The organism is Brevibacillus laterosporus, from assembly GCF_030489605.1.
In the GTDB taxonomy this organism is placed as follows: Bacteria; Bacillota; Bacilli; order Brevibacillales; family Brevibacillaceae; genus Brevibacillus_B; species Brevibacillus_B laterosporus_E.
Map to the genome: position 1 here is coordinate 67,593 of NZ_JAUKFY010000006.1, position 23,628 is coordinate 91,220.

21 protein-coding genes are annotated in these 23,628 nt (G+C 41.0%); 4 read left to right on the forward strand and 17 right to left on the reverse strand.

Annotation, left to right across the window (positions count from 1 at the left end; translation table 11 throughout):
- Window positions 1–66: 66 nt before the first annotated feature.
- Genes QZ995_RS08895 through QZ995_RS08910 form a run of 4 tightly spaced genes read left to right on the forward strand, consistent with a single transcriptional unit; the run spans window position 67 to window position 4,023 of the window.
- Window positions 67–1,023: an ABC transporter permease gene (locus QZ995_RS08895; protein ID WP_301805718.1), complete on the forward strand. Its 957-nt coding sequence runs from the start codon at window positions 67–69 to the stop codon at window positions 1,021–1,023.
- A gap of 11 nt (window positions 1,024–1,034) precedes the next feature.
- Window positions 1,035–1,964, forward strand: coding sequence for an oligopeptide ABC transporter permease (gene opp4C / locus QZ995_RS08900; RefSeq protein WP_301805720.1), 930 nt, complete (start codon window positions 1,035–1,037; stop codon window positions 1,962–1,964).
- A gap of 11 nt (window positions 1,965–1,975) precedes the next feature.
- The gene (locus tag QZ995_RS08905) at window positions 1,976–3,061 is read left to right on the forward strand and encodes an ABC transporter ATP-binding protein (protein ID WP_301805723.1); all 1,086 of its coding nucleotides are present in this window, start codon (window positions 1,976–1,978) and stop codon (window positions 3,059–3,061) included.
- Window positions 3,058–4,023 (forward strand): ABC transporter ATP-binding protein, encoded by a 966-nt coding sequence (locus tag QZ995_RS08910; protein WP_301805726.1) that lies wholly within the window; start codon window positions 3,058–3,060, stop codon window positions 4,021–4,023. The genes QZ995_RS08905 and QZ995_RS08910 overlap by 4 nt, the downstream gene beginning before the upstream one ends.
- A gap of 551 nt (window positions 4,024–4,574) precedes the next feature.
- Here the strand turns inward: QZ995_RS08910 and QZ995_RS08915 are convergent.
- The 17 genes from QZ995_RS08915 to nrdI form a co-directional block, all read right to left on the reverse strand.
- Entirely contained in the window at window positions 4,575–4,979 is a 405-nt protein-coding gene (locus QZ995_RS08915) for a hypothetical protein (protein ID WP_301805730.1), read from the reverse strand.
- Entirely contained in the window at window positions 4,972–5,175 is a 204-nt protein-coding gene (locus tag QZ995_RS08920) for a hypothetical protein (RefSeq protein WP_301805731.1), read from the reverse strand. The genes QZ995_RS08915 and QZ995_RS08920 overlap by 8 nt, the downstream gene beginning before the upstream one ends.
- A 22-nt stretch (window positions 5,176–5,197) precedes the next feature.
- Window positions 5,198–5,518 carry a serine hydrolase domain-containing protein gene (locus tag QZ995_RS08925; protein WP_366919689.1) on the reverse strand — a complete coding sequence of 107 codons (321 nt, stop codon included), beginning with the start codon at window positions 5,516–5,518 and terminating at the stop codon, window positions 5,198–5,200.
- Between the two features lie 930 nt (window positions 5,519–6,448).
- Window positions 6,449–6,937, reverse strand: coding sequence for a hypothetical protein (locus QZ995_RS08930; protein ID WP_301805734.1), 489 nt, complete (start codon window positions 6,935–6,937; stop codon window positions 6,449–6,451).
- 37 nt (window positions 6,938–6,974) lie between these two features.
- Entirely contained in the window at window positions 6,975–8,087 is a 1,113-nt protein-coding gene (locus QZ995_RS08935) for an N-acetylmuramoyl-L-alanine amidase (protein ID WP_301805737.1), read from the reverse strand.
- A 1,437-nt stretch (window positions 8,088–9,524) separates the two neighbouring features.
- Window positions 9,525–9,854 carry a thioredoxin gene (gene trxA / locus QZ995_RS08940; RefSeq protein WP_301805739.1) on the reverse strand — a complete coding sequence of 110 codons (330 nt, stop codon included), beginning with the start codon at window positions 9,852–9,854 and terminating at the stop codon, window positions 9,525–9,527.
- A gap of 771 nt (window positions 9,855–10,625) precedes the next feature.
- Window positions 10,626–11,225, reverse strand: coding sequence for a class I SAM-dependent methyltransferase (locus tag QZ995_RS08945; protein WP_301805742.1), 600 nt, complete (start codon window positions 11,223–11,225; stop codon window positions 10,626–10,628).
- Window positions 11,226–11,642: 417 nt separating this feature from the next.
- Window positions 11,643–12,041 (reverse strand): Rrf2 family transcriptional regulator, encoded by a 399-nt coding sequence (locus tag QZ995_RS08950; RefSeq protein ID WP_301805745.1) that lies wholly within the window; start codon window positions 12,039–12,041, stop codon window positions 11,643–11,645.
- A gap of 781 nt (window positions 12,042–12,822) precedes the next feature.
- Entirely contained in the window at window positions 12,823–13,488 is a 666-nt protein-coding gene (locus QZ995_RS08955) for an MBL fold metallo-hydrolase (protein ID WP_301805749.1), read from the reverse strand.
- 478 nt (window positions 13,489–13,966) lie between these two features.
- Window positions 13,967–15,085, reverse strand: coding sequence for a Ger(x)C family spore germination protein (locus QZ995_RS08960; protein WP_301805751.1), 1,119 nt, complete (start codon window positions 15,083–15,085; stop codon window positions 13,967–13,969).
- Window positions 15,085–16,188: a GerAB/ArcD/ProY family transporter gene (locus tag QZ995_RS08965; protein WP_301805752.1), complete on the reverse strand. Its 1,104-nt coding sequence runs from the start codon at window positions 16,186–16,188 to the stop codon at window positions 15,085–15,087. The genes QZ995_RS08960 and QZ995_RS08965 overlap by 1 nt, the downstream gene beginning before the upstream one ends.
- Window positions 16,185–17,660, reverse strand: a complete 1,476-nt coding sequence (locus QZ995_RS08970) for a spore germination protein (protein ID WP_301805755.1) — start codon at window positions 17,658–17,660, stop codon at window positions 16,185–16,187. The genes QZ995_RS08965 and QZ995_RS08970 overlap by 4 nt, the downstream gene beginning before the upstream one ends.
- Before the next feature lie 620 nt (window positions 17,661–18,280).
- Window positions 18,281–19,237: a bile acid:sodium symporter family protein gene (locus QZ995_RS08975; protein WP_301805959.1), complete on the reverse strand. Its 957-nt coding sequence runs from the start codon at window positions 19,235–19,237 to the stop codon at window positions 18,281–18,283.
- A 27-nt stretch (window positions 19,238–19,264) separates the two neighbouring features.
- Entirely contained in the window at window positions 19,265–19,939 is a 675-nt protein-coding gene (locus tag QZ995_RS08980) for a GntR family transcriptional regulator (RefSeq protein ID WP_301805758.1), read from the reverse strand.
- Window positions 19,940–20,156: 217 nt separating this feature from the next.
- Entirely contained in the window at window positions 20,157–21,149 is a 993-nt protein-coding gene (gene nrdF, locus QZ995_RS08985) for a class 1b ribonucleoside-diphosphate reductase subunit beta (RefSeq protein WP_301805759.1), read from the reverse strand.
- Between the two features lie 15 nt (window positions 21,150–21,164).
- Window positions 21,165–23,219: a class 1b ribonucleoside-diphosphate reductase subunit alpha gene (gene nrdE, locus QZ995_RS08990; protein ID WP_301805961.1), complete on the reverse strand. Its 2,055-nt coding sequence runs from the start codon at window positions 23,217–23,219 to the stop codon at window positions 21,165–21,167.
- On the reverse strand, window positions 23,185–23,610 hold the full coding sequence (gene nrdI, locus QZ995_RS08995) for a class Ib ribonucleoside-diphosphate reductase assembly flavoprotein NrdI (protein WP_031415099.1): 426 nt from the start codon (window positions 23,608–23,610) through the stop codon (window positions 23,185–23,187). Before nrdI ends, nrdE begins: the two co-directional genes overlap by 35 nt.
- Window positions 23,611–23,628 lie beyond the last annotated feature (18 nt).

Below are 23,628 nucleotides of genomic sequence, written 5' to 3' on the forward strand. Positions count from 1 at the left end.
TTCATCCGTTATATCCAATGAAAGGTTACCCTTCCATCTATGTTTTAGCAGGAGGCGCTTTTGTCAATGAAAACCTACATGTTCAAAAGACTGATGATTATGATCCCGACCTTAATCGGCTCTTCTCTTTTAATCTTTTTTCTCTTTGCGCTGACTCCCGGTGACTATGTTGATACCAACCCTAAGCTAAGTCCAGAGAGAAAAATAGAACTAAAAGCCCTATACGGTTTAGATAAGCCGATTATAGAGCGTTATTTTGTTTGGGCAGGAAATGTATTGCGAGGAGATTTGGGATATTCCCTTCAATATCAGCAGCCTGTAACAACCATCTTAGGTCAATATATCTGGAGTTCCTTCTTAATTGCTATCACCTCCACCACCTTGACCTGGATCATTGCCATCTCAATTGGTGTCTTTTCTGCAAGCCGACAATATTCATGGTTTGATTCACTTGTAACATTCGGTGTTTTTGCGGCCATGGCCTTGCCGGCATTTTTCGTAGGCTTGCTAGCGATTAAAATTTTCGCGGTTGACCTAAAAATACTGCCCCCTGGAGGAATCCTGACGACCGGGAGCAATGCTACAGGTATAGACTATGTTATTGAAGTTATGAAGCACATGATTTTGCCTGTTACAGTGTTAACCATGTTGAGCGTCGGTTCCCTCACTCGCTATTTCCGCACCAATATTTTGGAAGTGATTCGTCAGGACTTTATTCGAACAGCTCGCGCTAAAGGACTGAAGGAAAAAGTAATTACCTATAAGCACGCTCTGCGCAATGCTTTGCTGCCAGCGATTACCCTGCTTGGGTTTGAACTGCCTGCTCTGTTTGGGGGAGCAATTATTACGGAGAAAATATTTAACTGGCCCGGGGTAGGTCAGGTGTATATGCAAGCGTTATCACTCAGGGATTATCCCCTACTTATGGGCTTTACCATGTTTATTGCATTACTTACCGTTGTCAGTAATTTGCTGGCTGATTTGTTATACGGTGTTGTCGACCCACGGGTGAGATTGAAATAGGAGGGGCACACATGAACGCGATTGGTAAAAATAACTTAGAGACTGGCATTAAAACAGCCTCTTATCATCCGAAATCCTCACTATGGGGACAATCCTTTACGAAATTACAAAAGAACAAAATAGCGGTTATCGGCCTCTGTTTTCTTGTTGCCATCTTTCTCTTTTGTTTTCTAGGGCCACTGCTTTCCCCTTATACATTAGGAAAAATTAATGCTGCAATGATCAACAAACCGCCGAGTATGTCCCATTGGCTGGGAACCGATGGTCTGGGTCGTGATATTTTAACTCGTCTGATGCAAGCCGGTCGAATCTCTTTGACCGTGGGGCTGGCTTCCATGGTTCTTTCCGTCTTTCTTGGAACCTTGCTTGGTGTTCTAGCTGGATATTTTCGCGGATGGGCAGACGCAAGTATTATGCGTGCTTCAGATATCCTGATGACCATCCCTGAATTACCGATGCTGTTTATTCTGGCGGCTGTATTATCAGAGTGGAAGGTTCCTTCGAGTTACCGTCTGTATATTGTCATGATTATGCTTAGCTTCGTAGGCTGGGCAGGTTTGGCCCGTCTGGTTCGTAGCCAGATTTTGAGTCTGCGCGAGCAAGAATATATTCAAGCAGCTAAGGTTCTGGGTCTTCGCAATAGTCGAATTTTATTTCGCCATCTGCTTCCCAATATTTTTCCTTTGCTGATTGTTGTAGCAACCTTACGCGTCGGGGGAGCAATCCTGAGCGAATCAACGCTTAGTTATTTTGGACTCGGCGTAGTCCCCCCTACCGCAACCTGGGGTAACATGATTGATTCCGCTAACACCCTCATTGATTTTCAAAAAAGACCATGGCTCTGGATTCCGCCTGGCTTAGCCATTTTTGCAACAGTCATCTCCATTAATCTCTTAGGGGATGGATTGCGGGATGCGTTAGACCCGAAAATGAAAAAGTAGGTGGACGACATATGAATGATTCAAATAAACAGCCTTTTAGCTTACATCCAATTGAACATCGTGAAGAGCTAGGCCCTATTTCTGGAACCGAAAATATACATGTACACACTGAGGAGCCACCAGAGACAGTCTTGGATATCAGACATCTCTCTACCTATTTTTATACGGATGAAGGGATTGTAAAAGCCGTCGATGATGTGAGCTTTCAAATTAATGCGGGGCAAATCGTCTGTATTGTAGGCGAATCTGGATGCGGCAAGAGTGTTACAGCGATGTCTCTTATGGGTCTTATCACAGGGCCTGTGGGTAAAATCGTCAATGGGGAAATCTGGTTTGATCATCGAGATCTTTTGAAGATCAATACAACGGACATGCAACAATTGCGCGGAAATGAATTAGCGATGATTTTTCAGGAACCGATGACTTCTTTAAATCCTGTATTATCTATCGGTGAACAAATCATGGAACCTTTAATCGAGCACCTCCACGTAAACAAAAAAACTGCGTTCGAAAAAGCAATTGAATTAATCTCCCTAGTAGGAATTGCCCGCCCAGAGGAGATTGCTCGTTCTTATCCCCATCAATTAAGCGGCGGAATGCTTCAACGAATCATGATTGCCATTGCTCTTAGCTGCAACCCGCGTTTATTAATTGCTGACGAGCCTACTACGGCACTAGATGTAACAATTCAAGCTCAGATTTTAGACCTATTGCGAAAAATTAAGCACCAATCAAACACTGCTATCCTTTTGATTACACATGATTTAGGTGTCGTTGCAGAAATGGCTGATTATGTCATCGTTATGTACGCAGGCAAAGTGATAGAAGAAGGGCCTGTTATTGATTTGTTTCTCCAGCCAAAGCACCCCTATACACAGGGATTATTACGTTCGAAGCCAATAATGAACCAACGAACCAATCGGCTCTATTCAATACCCGGCCAGGTTCCCAATCCGATTGGGTTAGGTGATTCCTGCTACTTTGCAGAACGCTGTGAGCATCGTAAACCACAATGTCTTATTAAACAGCCCCACCTGTCCCCTGTATCCGATGAACAGAAAGTAGCCTGCTGGTTGTATGAGGAGGAGCAAACATGAGTGAGCTATTACTTGATGTAGGGCATTTAAAAAAATATTTTCCTCTAGGGGACGGTCCCTTTCCGGCTGGCGGGGGGCAGATAAAAGCAGTTGATGACCTCTCCTTTACGATCAGGAAGGGAGAAACCTTCGGACTGGTCGGAGAATCAGGAAGTGGAAAAAGTACGGCAGGACGCACGATCCTGAGAATGATTGAGAAGACATCAGGTGATGTCTTTTATAAAGGCATTGATCTGTCTACACTCTCACCAAAAGAGCTACGAAGGATGCGCCCTTCCATGCAGTTTATTTTTCAGGACCCGTACAGCTCTCTTAATCCTCGTATGCGGATTGGAGATGCCATTGGAGAAGCACTGCTTGATCATGGAATGGCAGCCAAGCGTGATCTACGTGAACGCGTTCAGCAGGTAATGGACCTGTGCGGTCTTGCCCTTTATCATTATGATCGATTTCCGCATGAATTTTCAGGTGGTCAACGACAACGTATCGGTATTGCTAGGGCTATCATTTTACAGCCTGATTTTATCGTTGCAGATGAACCTGTATCAGCACTTGATGTTTCCATTCAGGCCCAAATAATCAATTTATTTCAAGATTTACAAGAAAAACATTCCCTCACCTATCTATTTATTTCACATGATTTAAGCGTGGTAGAACACCTTTGTACCACGATTGGAGTAATGTACTTAGGCTCCTTTATGGAGGTGGCTCCGCGGGATGAATTATTTGCACATCCCCAGCATCCTTATACTCAGGCACTTCTATCTGCTGTGCCTATTCCGGATCCGACAGTTAGACGAGAAAGAATCGTGCTAGAGGGCGAAATTCCAAGTCCAGCTAATCCTCCATCTGGCTGCAAATTTCATACTAGATGCCCATATGCAACGGGATTGTGCTTGGAGCAAGCCCCCTCTTATCGGGAAATCGGGACCAATCATTATGTCGCTTGTCATTTTGTTTAGTGATTCTAAAAAGCCTACATGTTTCCTAGGTTACCGGAGCAAAGAGCAGGCCTGATTTCATCCTCCTTGAAATCAGGCTGCTGACACTAGCTCCGTTCAGGGTATATTGTTCGTTACATGATAAAAATCAAAATTTTCCCATCAGTTAACCATCCTACAATCGGTAAAGAGACTTCCTTTAATCTCAGCATAAATGTGATCACATTCACGCAGCGCCATTTTTAACGGCAGCAAAACCGAGACAATCCCCTCGCCTGCTCAAGTCCCATCTGAGCTGTCATCAAAGCTTCGCGCTTGTCTGTTCGAAGAATCGATTGCACGTGCCTCTTTGGGAGATATATCGAAAAATGAGTAATCTAAGGTATCCACTTGGTCTAAATAAGCTGCCTCTAAACACTCACCTCTTTATTTTGCGCGTGCAATGTTTTTAGGAAAATTATCTTGTTTAAACCTTTAAGTATCGCCAGGTATTTTGAAAAGTAAGCATCATACCTTCTTCTGTTTCTGTAAACTCCATTAATCCAAATTCATCTACATAGAACAGATTATCCTTAAGAGGGATAATAAATCGTCTCGGTATCCTCATCAATTAACACAGGACCTCTGTCATCCACTCGGAATGAAAAGTTGAGAACATTGTCCGTATAATCCCCTTCAATCTTATGCCACAAGGATGAATCAGTTTGATACAAACGTTCGGCCGTTCTTTGGCATGGGGAACTGTTGACCATGATGTACGGAGCAGCTTCCCCGTCTTTAGGAATAAAACCGATATGATCGAGCGGTTCCTGTTCGTCATCGTAGGTGATAAAAAAATGCTCTCTGACGTAAAATAGTTGTCTTTCTTCGCCATTCAAATTCAAATATAGCTCTTTATCAGCCATTCTTACCTGAGCCGCGCCCTTTAAAAAACCGATATACGTTCCTTCATAGTTAGACCATTGAGATTTATCCACGTACGGTTCCTGAAAGCTGACTGCTCCAAATCCTTTTCGGCATCTGCTTAAGCAGCTCAAGCATTTGGTCAAGAATCTCATGTGCCTCAGTCCAGCCATAATCCTGTGAGGAAAGTGTTATGACACCTACTTTTTGTTCCGGTACAAGAAGAATTGCACTGTTGTATGTACTGATTGCCCCGGCGTGCCTTATCATCTGAACTCCCTTGTAAGTATCCCTAAAAAACGTAAGTCCGCTTGCCAACCATATCGCCGCCGTCTGGAAATCCTGCCGTATGGTTCAGTAGCATACGCAATGTTACTTTCCTAGTAGCCTCCGGATCACTAAGGCGGAATTCAGGAACGTAATTTATAATCGGTATATCTAGCTCTACCTTCCCTGCTTCTATAAGCCGCATTATGGCACTTCCTGTAAGCGGCTTACCCAGAGAGCCAATGCGGAAAATTGTATCGCAAGTTACAGGAGGCCCTCCTTCTTCCTTATTAATACTGCCAAATCCCTTGGCGTAAACGATTTCCTCACTCTTGAGAACGGCTATTGAAAACCTGGGATGCGTGTTTCGTCAAACGTTCGCTGAATAATTGCATTAATGCTTTCAATAGCTAGCATTTTGACATCAAACCTCCACATCTATATCGGTCGAATAATAAGCGGAAGCATGCGCTGAACATTTGGTAATAACTCTACTCTTACCATCTGATCAAACATCGTTTACCTGAATCGCTACCACTTCTTTTTGCATTTCAATCCCCACTTTCTTCATTAAATATGTACAAACTTTTTATTAAACAACGCTTTTGAATTCAAAGAGGCAGATTCAAATTAGCTGGCGATACCCTGCTTTGTCCTATTCCCGGCAGTATATAACCAAGCCTTGTAATTGCTACCTGAAATTCCGCTAATTCTAACGTTGCACTTGATAGATAAGTCATTTTTCAAAAAATGTAGCTTTATAAGATAATATCTAATAGCATATTCAATAAACGGAATAATTAACATAAATTTCTATAAATTATGAACAAAAACATAAAAGTCAAATGACAACACTAGGATGTAAAATTTCTTAGGGTTTCCTGCACTATGAAAAAGGAAAAGATGATGGTAGTTGCTTGACCAAGCACAAAATAGAAGAAGCTGGTATGCTCTAGCCATTTTTATTTACTTAATAAACATTATGTAAAGTATTTGTATCACTAGATTGTATCTACACGATTCGTACATATGTAAAACTGAGTCTCTTTCCCTGCTTTCAGTGAAATGGGTGTATCCTTTACAAAACATCCTGGATTTTTTGGGTTCGCCCTACGCTATAAAACCAATTTCGCCATCTCTTACATTCAACTAAAGTCAACTTAATTTGGAGGACTTACATATATAGAGGATGCTCCTATAAGATAAGAGCACCCTTTACGAAATCGGTCGGTCATAATTTTACCTGCTACATTTTATTTATAAAAGCATAGTGCAACTACTCAACAGTATCAGATTCCTTTGTTTGTAAGGTTACTACATCAATTTTTTGATTATCCCAAGAGGTTAAAAACGCTAGTATCTCGTTTCCAAAAGTATAAACATAATTTTCACACGTAGTGGATTCATAACAAGCCTTTTCTTCCATTTGATACTCTGTCCCATACGTTTTGATAACCTCTTCCTTTGTTCTTGGCAACTTGTCTCCCTCAAGATACTCCATATAAAAGGTGCTTTTTATTACCTTCTCGTTTTGCAAAAGCAGAGTATGGGACAATCCCTTCTGACTTCGATATGCCAGTAATTTTGTTTCTCCCTTGACATCCTCTGACTCTGGTACTCCGTATAGCTGCAGCACTTTATTATATGAATCTCCTAATGATACTCCATTATATTGTAATTTGTCCCCCTGTTGAGATGTTTTCGTATTCTGTCCACAGCCTGAAAGAAAAATGACTACTGCCAGCAAATAACACAAATTCTTCAATTTGTAAGCCTCCTTATTTAAGGGCAGTAATATTTCATTACCGGCCATTATTTACAAATTTATCATAATACACCTTTATATTTTTCATATAGTAATCCCAATCCCAATATTCCCCTGGATCCGTATGTGTTTGGTTCGGATACTCGCTATGTCCCTTAATGTGTCTTCTGGTTATGGGGATATCATAAGTTAAGGCTAACTTTGCTGCCAACTTTGCAGATTCTCTGTACATAATATTGGTAAACCATTTTGGATCATCTATATATCCTTCATGTTCAATGCCAATTGTGTAGGGATTTGCACTTCTTGCGTGATAAGCTACATTTCTGTCATCAACCATTTGAGTGATTTCACCATCATCACTCACATAGTAATGAGCAGAAGAAGCACCCTTGCCACCATGTTCTCTTTGTGCCCAATCAATGGAGCCAGCATATGTGCCTTGCATTACGTGAATCACTAGATGCGTAATATCTTTTGCAGATCGTTTTGTAAAATCATAGTTAGATTCGTGGGCTGGAATCCATTTAATATCAAGTTGGGGCAGGGCTTTCCTTTCTTTATATTCTTTTGAATATTCTGATGATGGCTTGATTAAATTTTCACTGGTTAAATCAATTAAGTCATTTTCTATTAAACGAAAAACATCTTCAGCATAATGCGTCCTCACCTGATCAGAATCAGCACCACTATACAACTTTACTGCTTTAACCCAATCTTTATAATCCTTTGAAAGATTCTTGTTCTTTGTAATATCTTGCTGATATTTTGCCAATATGGCGGCTCCGCCTTTAATATTTGATTGAGTTGATGTTTTTAATTCGTCTATACTAATTCCAGTTATTTCTGAAGCCTGTTCAAGTGTTTTTCTTTTTGGATTTGACACTAAATTCATAAATCCATATCCATTCATATTATTAGGCTCTCCGTCGTGATCATCTAGCATCGATTCAATCCAACTTATGGAAATAAGTAATTTAATAGGAACATTGTATTCATCTGCGGCTTCTTTAAACCACTTGACTAATTCCTGTTGGCTTTGTGGAGAAGCATATACTGCCGTTGGATTCGTGATAAATGAAGGTATGTCCGATAATAACGTAGATATTAGGGTACATAAAATAGTGAGATTAATAGCTTGCCTTTTCAAAAACGAAACATCCTTTCTCGTATTCCAAAGAAAAAACCTTCATCTTTTCAACGAGCAGACCTTCATTTTGGAGTTACACAGCCTTGATTTTCTTGTTATAAGTAGCACTATGACTCTTGAATTAGTAAAGCTCTCTGATTTTGACATTTTTACTGTAAGCAGAGTATGGGATGAATAACTTTTGGAATATTGCTAAAATACATGCGAATATTCCCGTTTATAAAGCGAAGATAAATCTATTCGCTCCCCTCAAAAACTAGTCAGGTAGCAATTAGAAACTATAGGAATTCTGATATTTCCCGTATAAATTTACAGTATCTTCCTATCCGAAAAAATGCAATCTTTTTCAATTTTTCGTTAACAATATCGTCGTTTTCTTCTTCAATATCCCACGGCTTTTCATTCAACAGATACAAACTTAGCAATGGGCTTAAACCCTAGTCTATATCAAAAGCTGTTCAGGTGTTAGCTTATGTCCTGATCGCTGTAACCTTTGTTCTTGTAATGATACATTGATTACAGTTATATCTCCTTGAATATCTGTTCTTTCAATGATGGTTTTCACAATTGGACTTTGTATTACGATATGAAACACAGAGTCGAATCCTTCCTCGTCACTGCTTTTCACTATAACTAGTGCTAATAGAATTACTTTTGATTCACTTACTACCCATCCAAAATTCCGTATGAAGGCTCTTCTTATTTAAATATATGCCTTCGTAAATTTTTGCAGCTCTTAGCAAGAGTACATTTGTTCTTTTATTTTTTCCATGAATTTTTTGCCAAGATCCTATATCACTTCACTTCTTTTTTCATCTTTTACATGCTGAATAATTACCGGCAAACATAACTACTTTAGCGAAACTTCTGAAGCTGGTTGTTTAGGGATGTCTAGATCATCGTCATCAAATGTAATATAGATTTTCATAAATAGAAATATTAAATAATGCTGTTACCAACAGTAATTTTTAATATTTCTATTGAATATCATATAAATTAAAGCTTATTTCCATATAGCTCCACAAGGCCGGATGCCGATTGTAACAACGATGGTTCCAACTTTGCTTTCTGCAAATGAAAATTTGTTACTAGGAATCCAGTTACAAACAATTTCCAGTAAAGTACGCTGTTTTTCATCTTACTATTTAGCTTAATCTTCCAAAACTTACTTGTTCATCTGTTAAATGTTACAGGCATGGTTAAAATTTGATACGCGTTAACCAACACTTCTTCTTTACAGGAGTTACTGCCATGGTGAAAATTTTGTTTTGCTAAAGCGTGATAAGAAGATTTTACCTTCTTAACGAATCGAAAGCCGCCTTGTCATTAATTGGCGGCTTTCGTTAAAAGCTTTTCTGTTCACAGAAACCTTGTTTGATCCAAACAAGTTAGTTCGATAATTATTAATTGTGTGCCGGCACAGAACATTTTTTGCTCTTAGGCCGTGCCATCTTTTTTATCGGCGATGAATTGTTTTAATTTTTCGAGAGGAACAGCTCCAACTATTTTGTCGATTGGCTCACCATCTTTAAACAGGATAGTAGTAGGTATGCTCATAATTCCAAAATGATTGGCAGTATTGGTTTCTTCATCTGCATTAACTTTGAGGAGCCTCACTTCGTTGCTGTATTCCCGATCAAACTCTTCAAACACAGAACCAAAAAAGCCGCAGGGTCCGCACCAAGGCGCCCAAAAATTGACTAATGTAAAGCCCTCGCTTTTTAAGTCACTTTTAAAGGTAATATCCATAGAATGGCAAATGGTCATTTGCAGTTTCCTCCCTTTCTTCATTTTTTACAGATGTCCCGAACAACACCTTAAACAACCGATTGGTACAGAAGATAGCCTGCAATGTTTCAATGCTTCGATGTTGGAATGCTTCAAGTCTTTAAGCATTCCAACCGTACGATCTCTGCCATTTGCTTGTACTTCGTATCCATCCGACAATGACAGCGCAGTCCGAAAAAAGGTCATGACTGCACAGGTTTGGTATTAAGATGTAACTATGCCTTGCCTCATTGTTACTTCCTAATTCCGCTAATTTCGTCTGACATTGATGAACCGACGTATATTTCATCACCTCCCTGTGAGCAAATCGCCTAAAATGAAGCGTTTTATACTATGTCTGGTTAGAAATCCGTGGGTAGGAACTATTCACTAACTCTTTCCAAAGTTAATAAGAGATATTAAAGACTAATTATATCTATAAAAAGACCGGTATATCACAACCATTGAATAACAGGCATAAGAATAAGTAGCTAGCTTTCCCGGTAAACGTATAGCTACAGCATCCCGTCTTCGCACCCTTACGTACGGATATGCACGTCTGCTTCGTACAATGTCAAGACCCTCTTATTTTTCTCCCTTTTTGGATCTAAGCACATCGATTACACCTTTCGAATTCTGTCAGCGACAGTGATTCACTCCTGCTAATGGAATATTATAAGTCATTTGCAGACAGTCCCCCATTCCTCTACTCTGATAGACTTTTACACCATCAAATTTAGTTGGCAACAGGGCTATTTATACTTCCCCCCTCTACTTTTTTCTTACTACAAGCTGAATGACATGGGCCAAACCCGTGTGTAATTTCCCTTCCACTCTCTCTTGTTCTCCATAGAAGAAATGAATCACCTCATGACCTTTACACCAAGACAGAACTTCCTGTGGCTCATACAGCATATTTACGTCTGCGGGTCCACCTGTTCCATAATGTATTTGGTCCTTGGAGTACACCTCAAGCATAATGATTCCACCAGGCTTGATAGCGTTTTTCATTTTATGAAAGATCATTTCCTGCGCATCTCTATGAAAATGTCCAAATACCATGATTGCGGCATCATATTCCTCGTTTGGTACGTTATCTGCCATCAGATCTACCTTTTTAGTCTGAACTTCAACAGCATACTTCTGAGCCAGTTTTTTCGTTTTTTGCAGACCACTCTCCGCATAATCAATGGCCGTCACTTCATGATCTCTGCTTGCCAGAAAAACAGCATTCCTACCTTCGCCCTCTGCAAAGGCTATAACCTTTGGACATTCTTCTAATCGAAAAGCTTGTTGATAAATAAACGCGTTCGGTTCTTCTCCATAGATGTATTCCTCTGAACAAAAACGCTCATTCCATGTACTTTCCATACTAAATAGCCTCCTGTGATTACTTTATTTCGTTATATTTTTCGCTGCCAAATACTTGTGTACAGGGTGTCATGTAATGAAATATCGGCGATAAAATAATCGGTATGTAAGCATTGCCACATAAGCATATCATCCTTGCTGATCAGGTAGACTTTCTCCTATGGCCCACTCCCCTCGTTCATTAGCCTTACTACCTCTTCCATATCTAATGGCCGGAAAAGGCTTTTAAGGTCACAGCAACGTTCTGCAACTCATTCATGTGGAACAAATCCCCTGCCAGTAATTGTAAAATTGTAAGGCATGACGCTCATCTTCATTTAACAAGATATTACAGACTCATAATATCTATAATTAAGTTATAAAAACACTTTTCTAAGTAACCAACTGTCCGCCTCCTTTCATTTCAAGTGATTCAGCTTACACCTGCGCTTGCCTTTGAGCTAGGTCTGCCAATTTCATTTTTTTGAGATGCGACTCCATTTTCTGTTCCGCTTCCATCATAACAGCTTGTATCTGGCATTCGTCACCATGGAGAAAATCACATTCAAATAAAGAACTGGTGCCTTCAATAGCGTGGATAATATCCAAAAAGGTAATATCGTCTTTTTTGCGAGATAACCGGTATCCTCCGTTGGCTCCTGAAACTGATTCGATCATCCCTGCTTTCACAAGCCTTGTTAAAATTTTGGAAAGATAAGTTGGTGAGACGCCTTGGGCTTCCGCCAACTGTTGAACACCTACCGGCTTTACCGGAGAATCGGCAACGAGCGCTAGCATAGTGTGCAGAGCATAGTTTGTTGCTTTTGTGAATCTCATGAATGCACCTCAATTACGGATTTATTGTATCCATAATATCCTTGAAATCGATGATGTGTCAAGCTGTACCTTTTCATCAATTTAATTATCCATGCAGCATGTCAGAATTATACCGCCAGGTGGTCTTGCTCAAAATAATCTCAAGAATTCTAGCAGCAGTTAGCCCCACATGTCATAAGAGCTTCATCTACTAAGGGGTATATTAGTTAGAATTTCCTTGTTATTGAGACCTTTAAATACGATAGAGTTGATAGAAGCCCTCCTAGACTTTGGCATTTTTAGAAAAACAAATAAACCCGTCAATTGACGGGTTAAATGCTCATATGTGTGCAGCGCCAAAATAAGTGTAGTGCCCCAGTGTTATATCAGGGGTCTTTAATAGTACCAGCTCCAATCCTAAAAGTGGTAGGAAAAACCATAAAAGCTCACTGCAGATTTTATCTGATTCGTGTGATAACAAGTATATTCCTGCAAGACCAATGTTCCCAAATAGTTAGTAGAGCTCAATCGATAGAAGTGGCCACAATAAGTTTAGGAATACATTGGTATCACTTATTTTAATTTGTTGGAAAAATTTGGAAAGTCGTTCTCGGTAGACGAAGCACAATCTATCGACAACAACTCCCGTGTGGACTACGTCCTTTAAAAATATCTAGCCGAAAGGTGTATCCACCACGTGTTCGTTGAAAATAAAGTTGATGCGTCTACCACTATTTAATTATTGAATCCGATAGCGTAACAACATCGTTTCACCAAAAGATAATCTGCTGAAACTTTACCTTTATAATCCTTGGCTAAGTCCTACTATCTGATCATTAACATTTATATTACTTAATCCCCCGTGGTAACAAACCACGGATGCAATGTCGAGGTCTACATATTTTTTTAAAGAGAGACGAGCTGCATTCATATCCGGTGTGGTCGGAACATGAATTCCTCCTAGAATCCCGTTTACACTGTACATCGAATCCCCGGCAATGAGAGTCTTGCTTTGCCTTAAATAAAGGCTGATGTGACCGGGAGTATGCCCGGGAGTATGGATGACGCGAATCCCGCCGCAAAACGGCAGTTCCTGACCGTCAATCAAGGTATCGTCCACTTTGCCTTTCGGTGGATTCTCAAGGTGCCCGTCTTTTAAAAGCGGTATCTCCCCTTGAATATACGGCTTTTCCAGTTCGTGTGCATAAACTTTAACATTATTGCCACACTCCTGCAAAATCTCAGGAAGACTGCCTATATGATCCACATCCTGGTGCGTCAAAATCACAACTTTTAGTTTGTCGAACGACACTTCTACCTTTTCCATGGCCATGCGTAAATCTTCAAATTGCCCTGGGAATCCTGTGTCTATTAAAACAGCCAGTTCTCGATTCCACAAAAGAATTGGGTGAATAATATTCCCATGAAAATCTAGATGAAGCATTTCTACTCCCTTTGAAATTTCCATAATATTGGGCCTCCGTAAAACAAAATTTTTACGCAAAGCAATACTATCGTGTAGGTTTAGTTGTTGTCAACATCTTCCTATAAATCGCTCAACATAACAGAACGCTTCCCTGCCGCTTAATTGATTGTCTATTGATTGCACTATACTGCCCATTATTGGAAACTAGTGGTTCTTTGTCCGGATGAGCATACCATGTTTGGATTTTCTTATTGTCAACAGTATGTCAACTTATTTCGATAGGCAACCACCAAGCGACTCACTTAAAAGTAAAAAAAGCCCTCATCAAAAAAGAGCTTCTTTTCTTTATGGTTCATCCGCTTTCATAGACATTTACATTCATATATTTGCTCAGCGGTTCATTTTTCAACTTCAACTTACAAAAGCAATGTCCCGCTTATCCCCCTGCCATTACATACAACCTCATAATAAATACAAGCGAATCATCTACAGTACGACTATTTATTTATTCTGACGTTGATCATTTGACAGCCCCCATACCAATGATTTTTACCTTCACCTTGATATTTACTCTCGATTTCTGAAAATGGTCCAGCCAGTTTTCTTTCACCTTTTTCCATTGCGGATAGGTATAAGCTCGCGCGTACATACCAAATCCGGCTGGATCAAGTTTCGCTTTTTGTAGTTTGCTAATCATGGTGGAGAATTTTTGTTCCAGATTTTCTTCGATCATTTTTTCCAATTCCTCTGGTGATTCCATCACATTGAATGGGAATAGACGCTCTGATATAGTTGCAGTGGAATGAACATTCACGTCAAATATAAAGCGGTCTCTTTCATATCGGGCTTGCGTTGTTGTCTTGATGCTTTGGAGATTGACGCTAATTCGTTTCGTGTCCACTTTATCAATGTCTTGTCCTGGAGCATTCGGCAGGTGTAACGTAAAAGGAAATTCTCCCCTTATTTTTTTTCGCAAGATATAAATCAGCTTTCCTTCATCTGAACCAACTAACATTTTGACGCGGGAAGCTTTGTCCAATAACGCCGTACCGGCCAAGACAAGCTCCTCCTCCTTGCGAAGCGCCGTAATGCTTGGTGTAATCCCGTCGTCTTTCAATTGACGATGGAATTCCTGTATGGTGGTTTTGGTCGTCTCATTTCGAAACAAACCTGTCTCCACAAGGTTTGACAAATACAATGGTAAACGGGGCTTGTCTTTAGGCGTATAGCGCATTATTTCGTCAATGGAACCGTCATAATAGACAACACGTGCCGTGGCCGTGCTTTTGGGGTCTCGATAAAACGGATCAAGGAGTATTGACCAATCCTTTTGCTTGGCGAGTTTTTTTCCAATAATTACGATCTGTGTCTTGCCTGCCGTAGTCAAGCCCAAAGCCCGCTTATCGAAGCCCTCGCGCGAATGTCGCAAGGTTGCAGCACGGACCTCAAACTCTTCTTCTTTATCTTTCGCCTCCTTCGAGAAGACCGGACTAGATATCGTGAACACCAAATTCCCGTCATTATCCAGATCAATCCCAATAACCAGCGACAAAGTCATATTCTCAATCGTCGTATAGCTACAGCCGGAGATTGGGGAAAGTACGGACAGCATCATTACGATTATCAAAATCTGGCGCATTATCGACTCGCCTCCTTTGGTGTCCTCTTCTGATACACCTTGATGAATAGATAAAGTAGAACAGGCAGGAGATAAGAAACGATCAGACCGATATAGCTTGCCCACTGATTCCAGCGCAACGAATCAATCCAAGAGGGCGTCAGCCACGAGGCAATCAAGACAGTTCCGATGCAGATTGTGAGTGCATACGGGCCGTGGTTTTTTGTGCCGAATAGACTTGCTCCGCTGACGGAGGCGCCATATATAAATGGAATTAACGAGGTCGAGATAACAAATAAATACAAAGCTAGGAAAACGATGTCAAACCTCTCCAAGAAGCGGAATTCGATGAGCTTCAGCAGGTTCAAAACAGGTTGATTGTAATCCAGAATCTCCTCTGGACTGAAAAAAATAAAGCAGACAAGTGTACTGAACACATAAATAAGCATAGTCAAGGTATTGCCCAGCACGATACCATGGACTGCCAGATCCTTGCGGCGAAGATACGGATAGATGATGAATAAAATTTCAAATCCGAGATAGGCTTTTGTCGTTGTCGGCATCGCTTGCAGGATGGGTTCCCAGCCTTCCTTGATAATGGGAAGGAGGTGAATGAAATAACCCTCACGCAGCGGAATCAGCAATACAGGAGCCATCCATATTGTGAGGAAGAATACAACCTCACAATATCTAGCGATAGCAAGAATATGCTTCCTCGCTGTTACGTAGGCAGGAATAACAATCAGTAGCATAATAAACGGAATCGATGTCATGGTCAAAAACCATGCTCTTGTATACAGCATAGTTGAGATAAATGTAGACCATGCCGAAAATGCGAAATGTAAAGTTACCAACGCAATAAGCAGCTTGCTGATGATTTTTCCAAAGAGACGTTCCAACAATTGAAAAAAAGTATCCTCCGGGTATTGCGCCATTACAGCAACCATAATGACGCTAAATACCAAATTAACCAGCCAAGACAGCACCAGCGCAATCCAACCATCGGTAGAGGCTATCTCCGCAAGCTGACGTGGAAGGGACAAGACGCTAGTTGCCACTTGAATACTGTGAATTAGCAAGGTGTACTGCATAAAACTGATACGGTATTTGCTATGTCCACTCAAGATGAAGTGCCTCCTCCCGGCTTATTATTACCTTGCCGCCGAAGCTGTTTAGGGTGAGATCCAGCTGGACGTGTTCTCATCAACCACAATGGAAAGCGTACGAATGTGTCCTTCAGATCGGTAAAACGGATAGGAGCCAACGGAGTGCCATATGAGACTCCAAGTGAGGTTAGCGATGTCAAATGAGAGACAAGAAGCATGCCACCGCATACAATGCCAATAAAGCCATATAAAAAAGCAATCAGCATCATCGGAAAACGCAGGAAGCGAATCGCAGTCCCCATATCATAATTAGGCATGATGAAGGACGCAATTGCTGTAGAGGCAACGACGATAACCATGATATTGCTGACAATTCCTGCCTGTACGGCTGTCTGCCCGATAATTATACCGCCAACAAGTCCGACGGTCTGCCCGATCGGAGCCGGTAGCCGAATTCCTGCCTCTCGCATCATTTCCAGTGTTACTTCCATAATGAATGCCTCAAGGAGCGGATGGAACGGAACCCTTTCTCTGGATTCTGCGACTGACAGGATTAACTGAATGGGAATAACCTCATAATTAAAAGTAATGAAAGATATGTAGATCGCCGGTAAAAATAGTGCGACAAAAAAAGCAATGAAACGGAGCAAGCGAATGAAGGAAGCATAAATCCACCGCATGCTATAATCATCTACGCTTTGAAAGAATGAAACAAACGACACCGGTCCGACAAGCACACTCGGCGATCGGTCAACAATGACGACATATCGACCTTGCAAAATATGAGAAGCAGCAGAGTCAGCTCGCTCTGTCACCAATAGCTGAGGGAACGGAGAAAATGCACTATCCTCGATCAGCTCGACCAGTTCGCCCGTATTGATAATACAGTCGATATCCAGTCTTTCGATCCGTTGAACAAGCTCCTGTAAAACCTCTGGGGAGGCCACATCCTGTAAATACATAATAGATAGGTTAACCGGGCAACGCGCCCCTGATTTGACCTGCTTAATTTTAAGTTCACGGTTAGGAATATAACGCCGAATCAGGGCGATATTCTGTGAGCCCGTTTCGACGAATCCCTGATGCGAGCCTAGAATAGACGTTTCGATCGACGGATCGGCAATCGATCGCTGCGGCCATCCGCTTGTATCAAGGATGTAAGCGTCCGAAGAGCCAGAAAGAAACAGCACACTCTTGCCATCAAGGAGCAGCTTTTCAATTTGTTCCATATCGGACTCTGTTTTGATTTTACCCACGCTAATAGGAAGGGAGCCCTCCGTCATTGAAAGCGATTCCATAAGCGGACGAAGGACATCATTATTGATTGAGTTCATATCGATTAAGCCTTCAAAATAGACGAGCATCGTTTCGTCTGCGTGCGGCGACTCGATACTCCTGTAGACCAGATCAGGCGCGTCAGAGAAAATGGACTTCAGCCGTTGAATATTATCTGACAGCTGTTCACTTACTTTACCGTACTGTTCTGGCATTCTGTTCACCCTCACGATTGTTCATATGAGTGAAGTCTGCCTCACCGGTTTCCATTTTATTCTTTATAAATAGGAATCGCCTCGTTTGAGGTCAAACACTCCACTGCTGATCTAGTAGGGCAACGAAAAAAATACAAGACCTTTCAGAAGAAAATACAAGACCCTATCAAATTCAAGAAGAGCATACAAATCAATTGATCACCGCTTTATCAAAAGGAAACGCTCAAGAAATTACGGATATTTTAGCTGAAGATGTAACCTAACTTGCAGATGGAGGGGGCAAGGCTGTTATTGCTATTAATGAAATCGTGAGTAAGGACCGTATCGTAACCTTATTGCATGCGATCGCTACCAAGTTTTTTGCTGGTAAGACAGCACACGTCGTACATGGCAATAATAAAAAAGCATTCTGATTGAATAGAAGCCAATAGGGATATTTCGTTTTGTTTAGCATCCAACTACCCATAAGGTTCTCCAGTTGTTATATGTGGTGCATCCTGACAACCCCCAAAAGATCGATCTATCTCTACTCACTCTTCTTCTCTTCACATCAATTAAAAAATAACAAAAAAAGAGCCTGATCTATCCTTTTTGAGGTATCAATCGGCTCTTCTCTTCCCTTATGTCTTTTGGTCCATATCCTTTTCATGCTTCTCTCTCATTCTACTAAAAATAGATGCCAATACAGACCCTGAAATATTATGCCAAACACTAAAAATAGCACTTGGTACTGCTGCTAAAGGAGAAAAATGTGCGGTTGCAATTGCGACTCCCAGACCAGAGTTCTGCATACCTACCTCCATAGCTACAGCCTTTTGTTTGGCTAAGTCCATTCCACAAAGACGAGCAAACAGGAAGCCCAGCAGAAAACCAAGTACGTTATGAAGGACGACAACAGCGAAAATCATCAATCCCGCTGAAGCTAGTTTCTCCTGATTCCCAGCTACTACACCGCAGATAATCATCACTATGGCAACTACCGACACCAGCGGTAAGGCTTTGACGCTTGCGGCTGCCTGTCTTGCAAAATACTTTTTCACCAAGAGTCCTAGAGCTAACGGAATGATAACCACCTGAATAATGGAATAAAATAAGGACCAAATATTTATATCGACCCATTTACTTGCAAGCAGCAAAATTAAAAACGGCGTAACAACAGGTGCAAGTAGCGTTGATGCAGAAGCGATCGCTACAGCAAGAGCTACGTCTCCTTTTGATAAAAATACCATCACATTAGAAGCAGTACCGCTTGGACAGCACCCTACCAAAATAACACCAACTGCAATTTCTGGCGGCAAATCTAAGAAATAAGCTAAGATAAATGCCAATAGCGGCATCACAAGATAATGCCCAATAACACCTAACGCCACATCTTTTGGACGGCGAAATACCTCCTTAAAATCAGACGCTGAAATAGTTAAACCCATACCGAACATCACGATGCCAAGCAATGGAATTATAGATGCCCCAATCCATGTGAAATGCTTAGGAAATATATAAGCAATGACAGAAAATAACAGGACCCACACGGTAAATGTCTTGCCTGCAAAAGAACTGACTCTCTCCACAAATCCCATCATAAAGCCTCCCTGTGATTTCTTTATCTATATTTGCTGCATGAGTGCATATATTTCTCGCATAGGTCTAAGAATATTTTGCTTAATGCTAGTTTCAAGTTTTTCCTTATCCCCAGTTTGTAACGCAAGAATTATGTCCTCATGTTCATGAATGGAAGCTTGACTCATCTCACACGGTTGCTTTAAAAATACATATTTAAAACGACGAATATGATTTTGCAAGGATACATGAAACTTGCTCAAATACGGATTATCTGCAACATCTGTTATTAGATTATGGAATTGCTCGTCATACTCCATCGCTTGGAAAGGCTGTTCTCTGGCAATCGCTTCTGCAAATTTTGCGTTCCATTCTTGCAATTGCTCGATATGCTGAGGCAAGATGTGCACAGAAGCAAATTCGGCTGCCAGGGCATGTAATGTTGCAAGTGTAGGATAAACTTTTAGGATATCTTCCTTCTCAAGATTAGTCACTCTAGTCTCTTTCCCTGGTTTCATATCGACCAATCCCTGTACCTCAAGTAATTGAAGAGCTTCTCTTACAGGTGTTCTGCTCACGTTTAATGCTTCCGCCAGTTGAATGTCTACCAATTTTTCACCTGGCTCTAGTGTTCCATCTATGATCCATCTTTGAATGTGAGAGAAGGCACGGTCTTTGGCTGACACTCGAATAGGTGCTACATAATTACTAGGAATTGGCATGTCTTCCCTCCTTATTCAATATGTAATATATCGCATACAGCTTGCACATTCAACCGAATTTTCAATCTATTTACACTTCCAAATTATACAAAAGGACCGTAGCTGGGCTTTATTCCAACTACGGTCCTCTTCGTTAGCTTGCGGTTTACAAACTGCACAATTTCGGTTGTCGCTTGCATGCAAGGCTTGTTAGCCGCTATCAGCATCAGATACCTTACTAGAATGAGGTATCCTTTACACGCTGATTCAAGAAATCAAAGTCTTGATCATGGAGCGGCTCCACTTTCCCTTTTTGATAACCGCTTCCTTTTGTGGAAAAGAAGTCATGCGTACTCGTTTCTGTACGAATCCCATTTAATACAACAGGGTGAACTTCTTCTTCATCAAAAATCGGTTCGAGCCCTAGGTTCATTAGAGCTTTATTCGCATTATATCGAATATACTTTTTCACTTCATGTGTTAAACCAATGGAATCATACAGGGTTTCCGTATATTCTAATTCATTTTTGTAGAGAGCTTGGAGAAGTTCATCCACAAACAACGTTGCTTGCTCCTGTTCAGCTTCTGTTAATCTAGCAAAAACCTCTTGGGCTAGCAAGCCGACAAATACACCATGCACACTTTCATCACGGATGATCAGCTTGATAATTTCTCCGCTGGCTACCATTTTCCCTTGACCTGCTAAAAACAATGGATAGAAGAATCCGGAATAAAACAGGAAGCTCTCCAAGAATACGGAAGCTACCATCGCTTTATATAGGCTCATATCGTCGCCATCTTTGATATCTCTGTAGATCCCATCAATAACTGCTGTTTTATACTGCAGATGTTTATCTTCTTTTACCCACTGGAAAATTTCATGAATCCGCTCAGAGCTTGCTACTGTTGTAAAAATCGTGCTATAGCTCTTCGCGTGAATCTCTTCCATCGCTGCCTGGAAAATCAGGATTGCTTTCTTTTGCTTTTCTTTAACATGCTGGGCGATCATGGGCATGCCGACATTTCCCTGTTCTGTATCAAGCAAAGTTAGCCCGCCTAATACCTTCATGTACGTATCCCGTTCATTGTCCGTTAAATTCGTCCATGACTTTAAGTCCTTTGAAATTGGAATTTCTGTATCTAGCCAGAACTGAGATGTATTTTGCGTCCATAGCATCTCGGTATACTGGGTTTCCGGTTCATTCCAGTTGACTGCTTCAAATTTAGACATTGCGATGCTCCTCTCTTATACGCTGCAACTAACGCATTCCTCAATGGTTTTTTTCTTTGTACGGGTATAATACAGTGTCTTTAAGCCCTTTTTCTGAGCGTAGATATAATACATAGCCAAATCCCGTGTGGTTGCGTCATCTTTTACATACAGAATGGTAGAAATCGCCTGGTCTATATGCACCTGGACTTCTGCTACTAGATCAATCACATTAAACATGTTCATGTCATATGCTTCTTTGTAGTAGAAGAAATTGTCATCATCTAAGAACGGCATCGGATAAATCGTTTTGGAATCACCATATTCGCGTTCCTCGATACGTTGTGTAATTGGTGCAATAGATGCCGTAGAGGACTGTAGATAAGAAATAGAGCCCGTTGGAGCAATCGCCAAACGATAGGCATGGTAAAGTCCGTGGGTTTGTACCTCATCCTGCAAGCGAGACCAATCTTCCTTCGTAGGAATATGATGACCTTCGAACAATTGCTGAACCTTTTCGGTTTTTGGCGAGTAATCGTGCTGCTGATAACGTTCGAAATAACTGCCGGATGCATATTCACTGCGCTCGAAATCTTGGAAAGTAATTCCTCGCTCTTTTGCAATTAGCATAGAACGTTCTATTGAATAAAAATTCAAGATCATAAAGAATGTACGTGCGAAATCTATCGCTTCTTTTGACTCATAAGGAATCTTATTTTTAGCCAGGAATCCGTGTAGATTCATAGCTCCCAAGCCAACAGAATGAAGCTCTCGGTTTGCCTTTGCCACAGAAGGAACGATCGAAATATTTGTGCGGTCACTCACCTCTGTCAAAGCATCCATGGCTAGATGAATCGTGTCTCTCATTCTCTTATTCGCCATTACATTTACAATGTTAAGCGAGCCTAGGTTACAAGAGATATCGCGGTTAATAACATCCTCCACCCCATAATCATTAATGGTGGAAACTTCGCTAAGCTGAGCGATTTCACTGCACAGATTAGAAAATTTAACTCGGCCAATCTCTTTTAATGCGTGATATTCATTAACATTATCAACATACATAATATATGGGTAACCAGATTCCATCTGGATCTGAGCTAATTTCATGATCAGATCACGCGCGCAGATTTTTTTCTTGCGAACACGCGGGTTATCGACCAGCTCGTCATACATGCTGGAGATGTCCATATCGTCCAAGTGCTGCCCGTACTCTTTGAACACAGTATGAGGATAGAATAGGTACATGTCTTTATCTTTTTCTACTAGCTCAAAGAATTTATTAGGTGTAACAACGCCAAGTGATAGGGTTTTAATTCTGATTTTCTCATCACTGTTGATTTTTTTGGTATCTAAGAATTCTTGAATGTCAGCATGGAAAATATTGAGATAAACAACCCCACTGCCATCGCGTTGACCAAGCTGATTTGCATAGGAGAATGCATCCTCAAACAGCTTCATTACAGGCAGAACACCGCTAGCTTTACCATCTAATCCTTTGATCTGCTCGCCAGCCGCACGGATTTTGCTCAGGTTCAAGCTTACACCGCCGCCAATTTTGCTTAATTGCAAGGCTGAATTAATAGAGAACCCAATCGAATTCATTGAATCATCCACTTCAAGCAAGAAACAGCTAACCAGCTCTCCGCGGCGTTTTTTCCCTGCATTCAAGAAGGTAGGAGTAGCAGGCTGGTATTCTTGTGAGATTAACAAGTCTGCATATTGCAGCGCTTTTTCGTTATCCCCTTTTGCTAGGAACAAGGCAACTACAGCAATTCGATCCTCGTAACGTTCAAGGAATTTGCTTCCATCGTTCGTTTTCATTGCATAATTATTATAAAACTTGAATGCACTCATGAAGGAGGGAAAGCGGAATTTTTTATCATATACATAGCGATAGACCCGTTCGACATCGGCAAATTCATAGCCTTCAAACACTTCAGCTTCATAGTAGTCATTTTCAATTAAGTAGTTAATCTTCTCACGTAAGTTATGGAAAAAGACCGTATTCTGATTTACGTAATCAACGAAATAGCTCTTCGCTGCTTCTAAATCTTTATGAAACTGAAATTTCCCGTCTTTCTTCACCATAATTTCGTTGTTCAACGTGATCCATTGTGGTAGTTGCGTGGACAAAGTGAAATACCTCCTGCTTAAAAGTTTCTACATCTCGTTTGGTACCGCTCAATTCAAATTTCATGACTAATGGTACATTGTATTGTTCGGCTATCTGGTCAGCTGCAAGTCCGTAGCGAGTCCCCCAGTTCATGTTCCCGCTAGCTGCAACTCCCTTCATCCATTGAGAGTGTTGCGTTAGAAATTGTCGTGTCGTTTCAGGAACTTGTCCAAATCCCGTTGTATATGTAATCAGAATGAAAGGTTCGTTTATGACGATATCATCGGAAATTTGTATACAGCGAAAATCTAGTTTTTGGACGAAGCGTTTCACATTTCCTGTTTTGGAATCATATACGATCAGCATCGATACACCCCCCTTTCA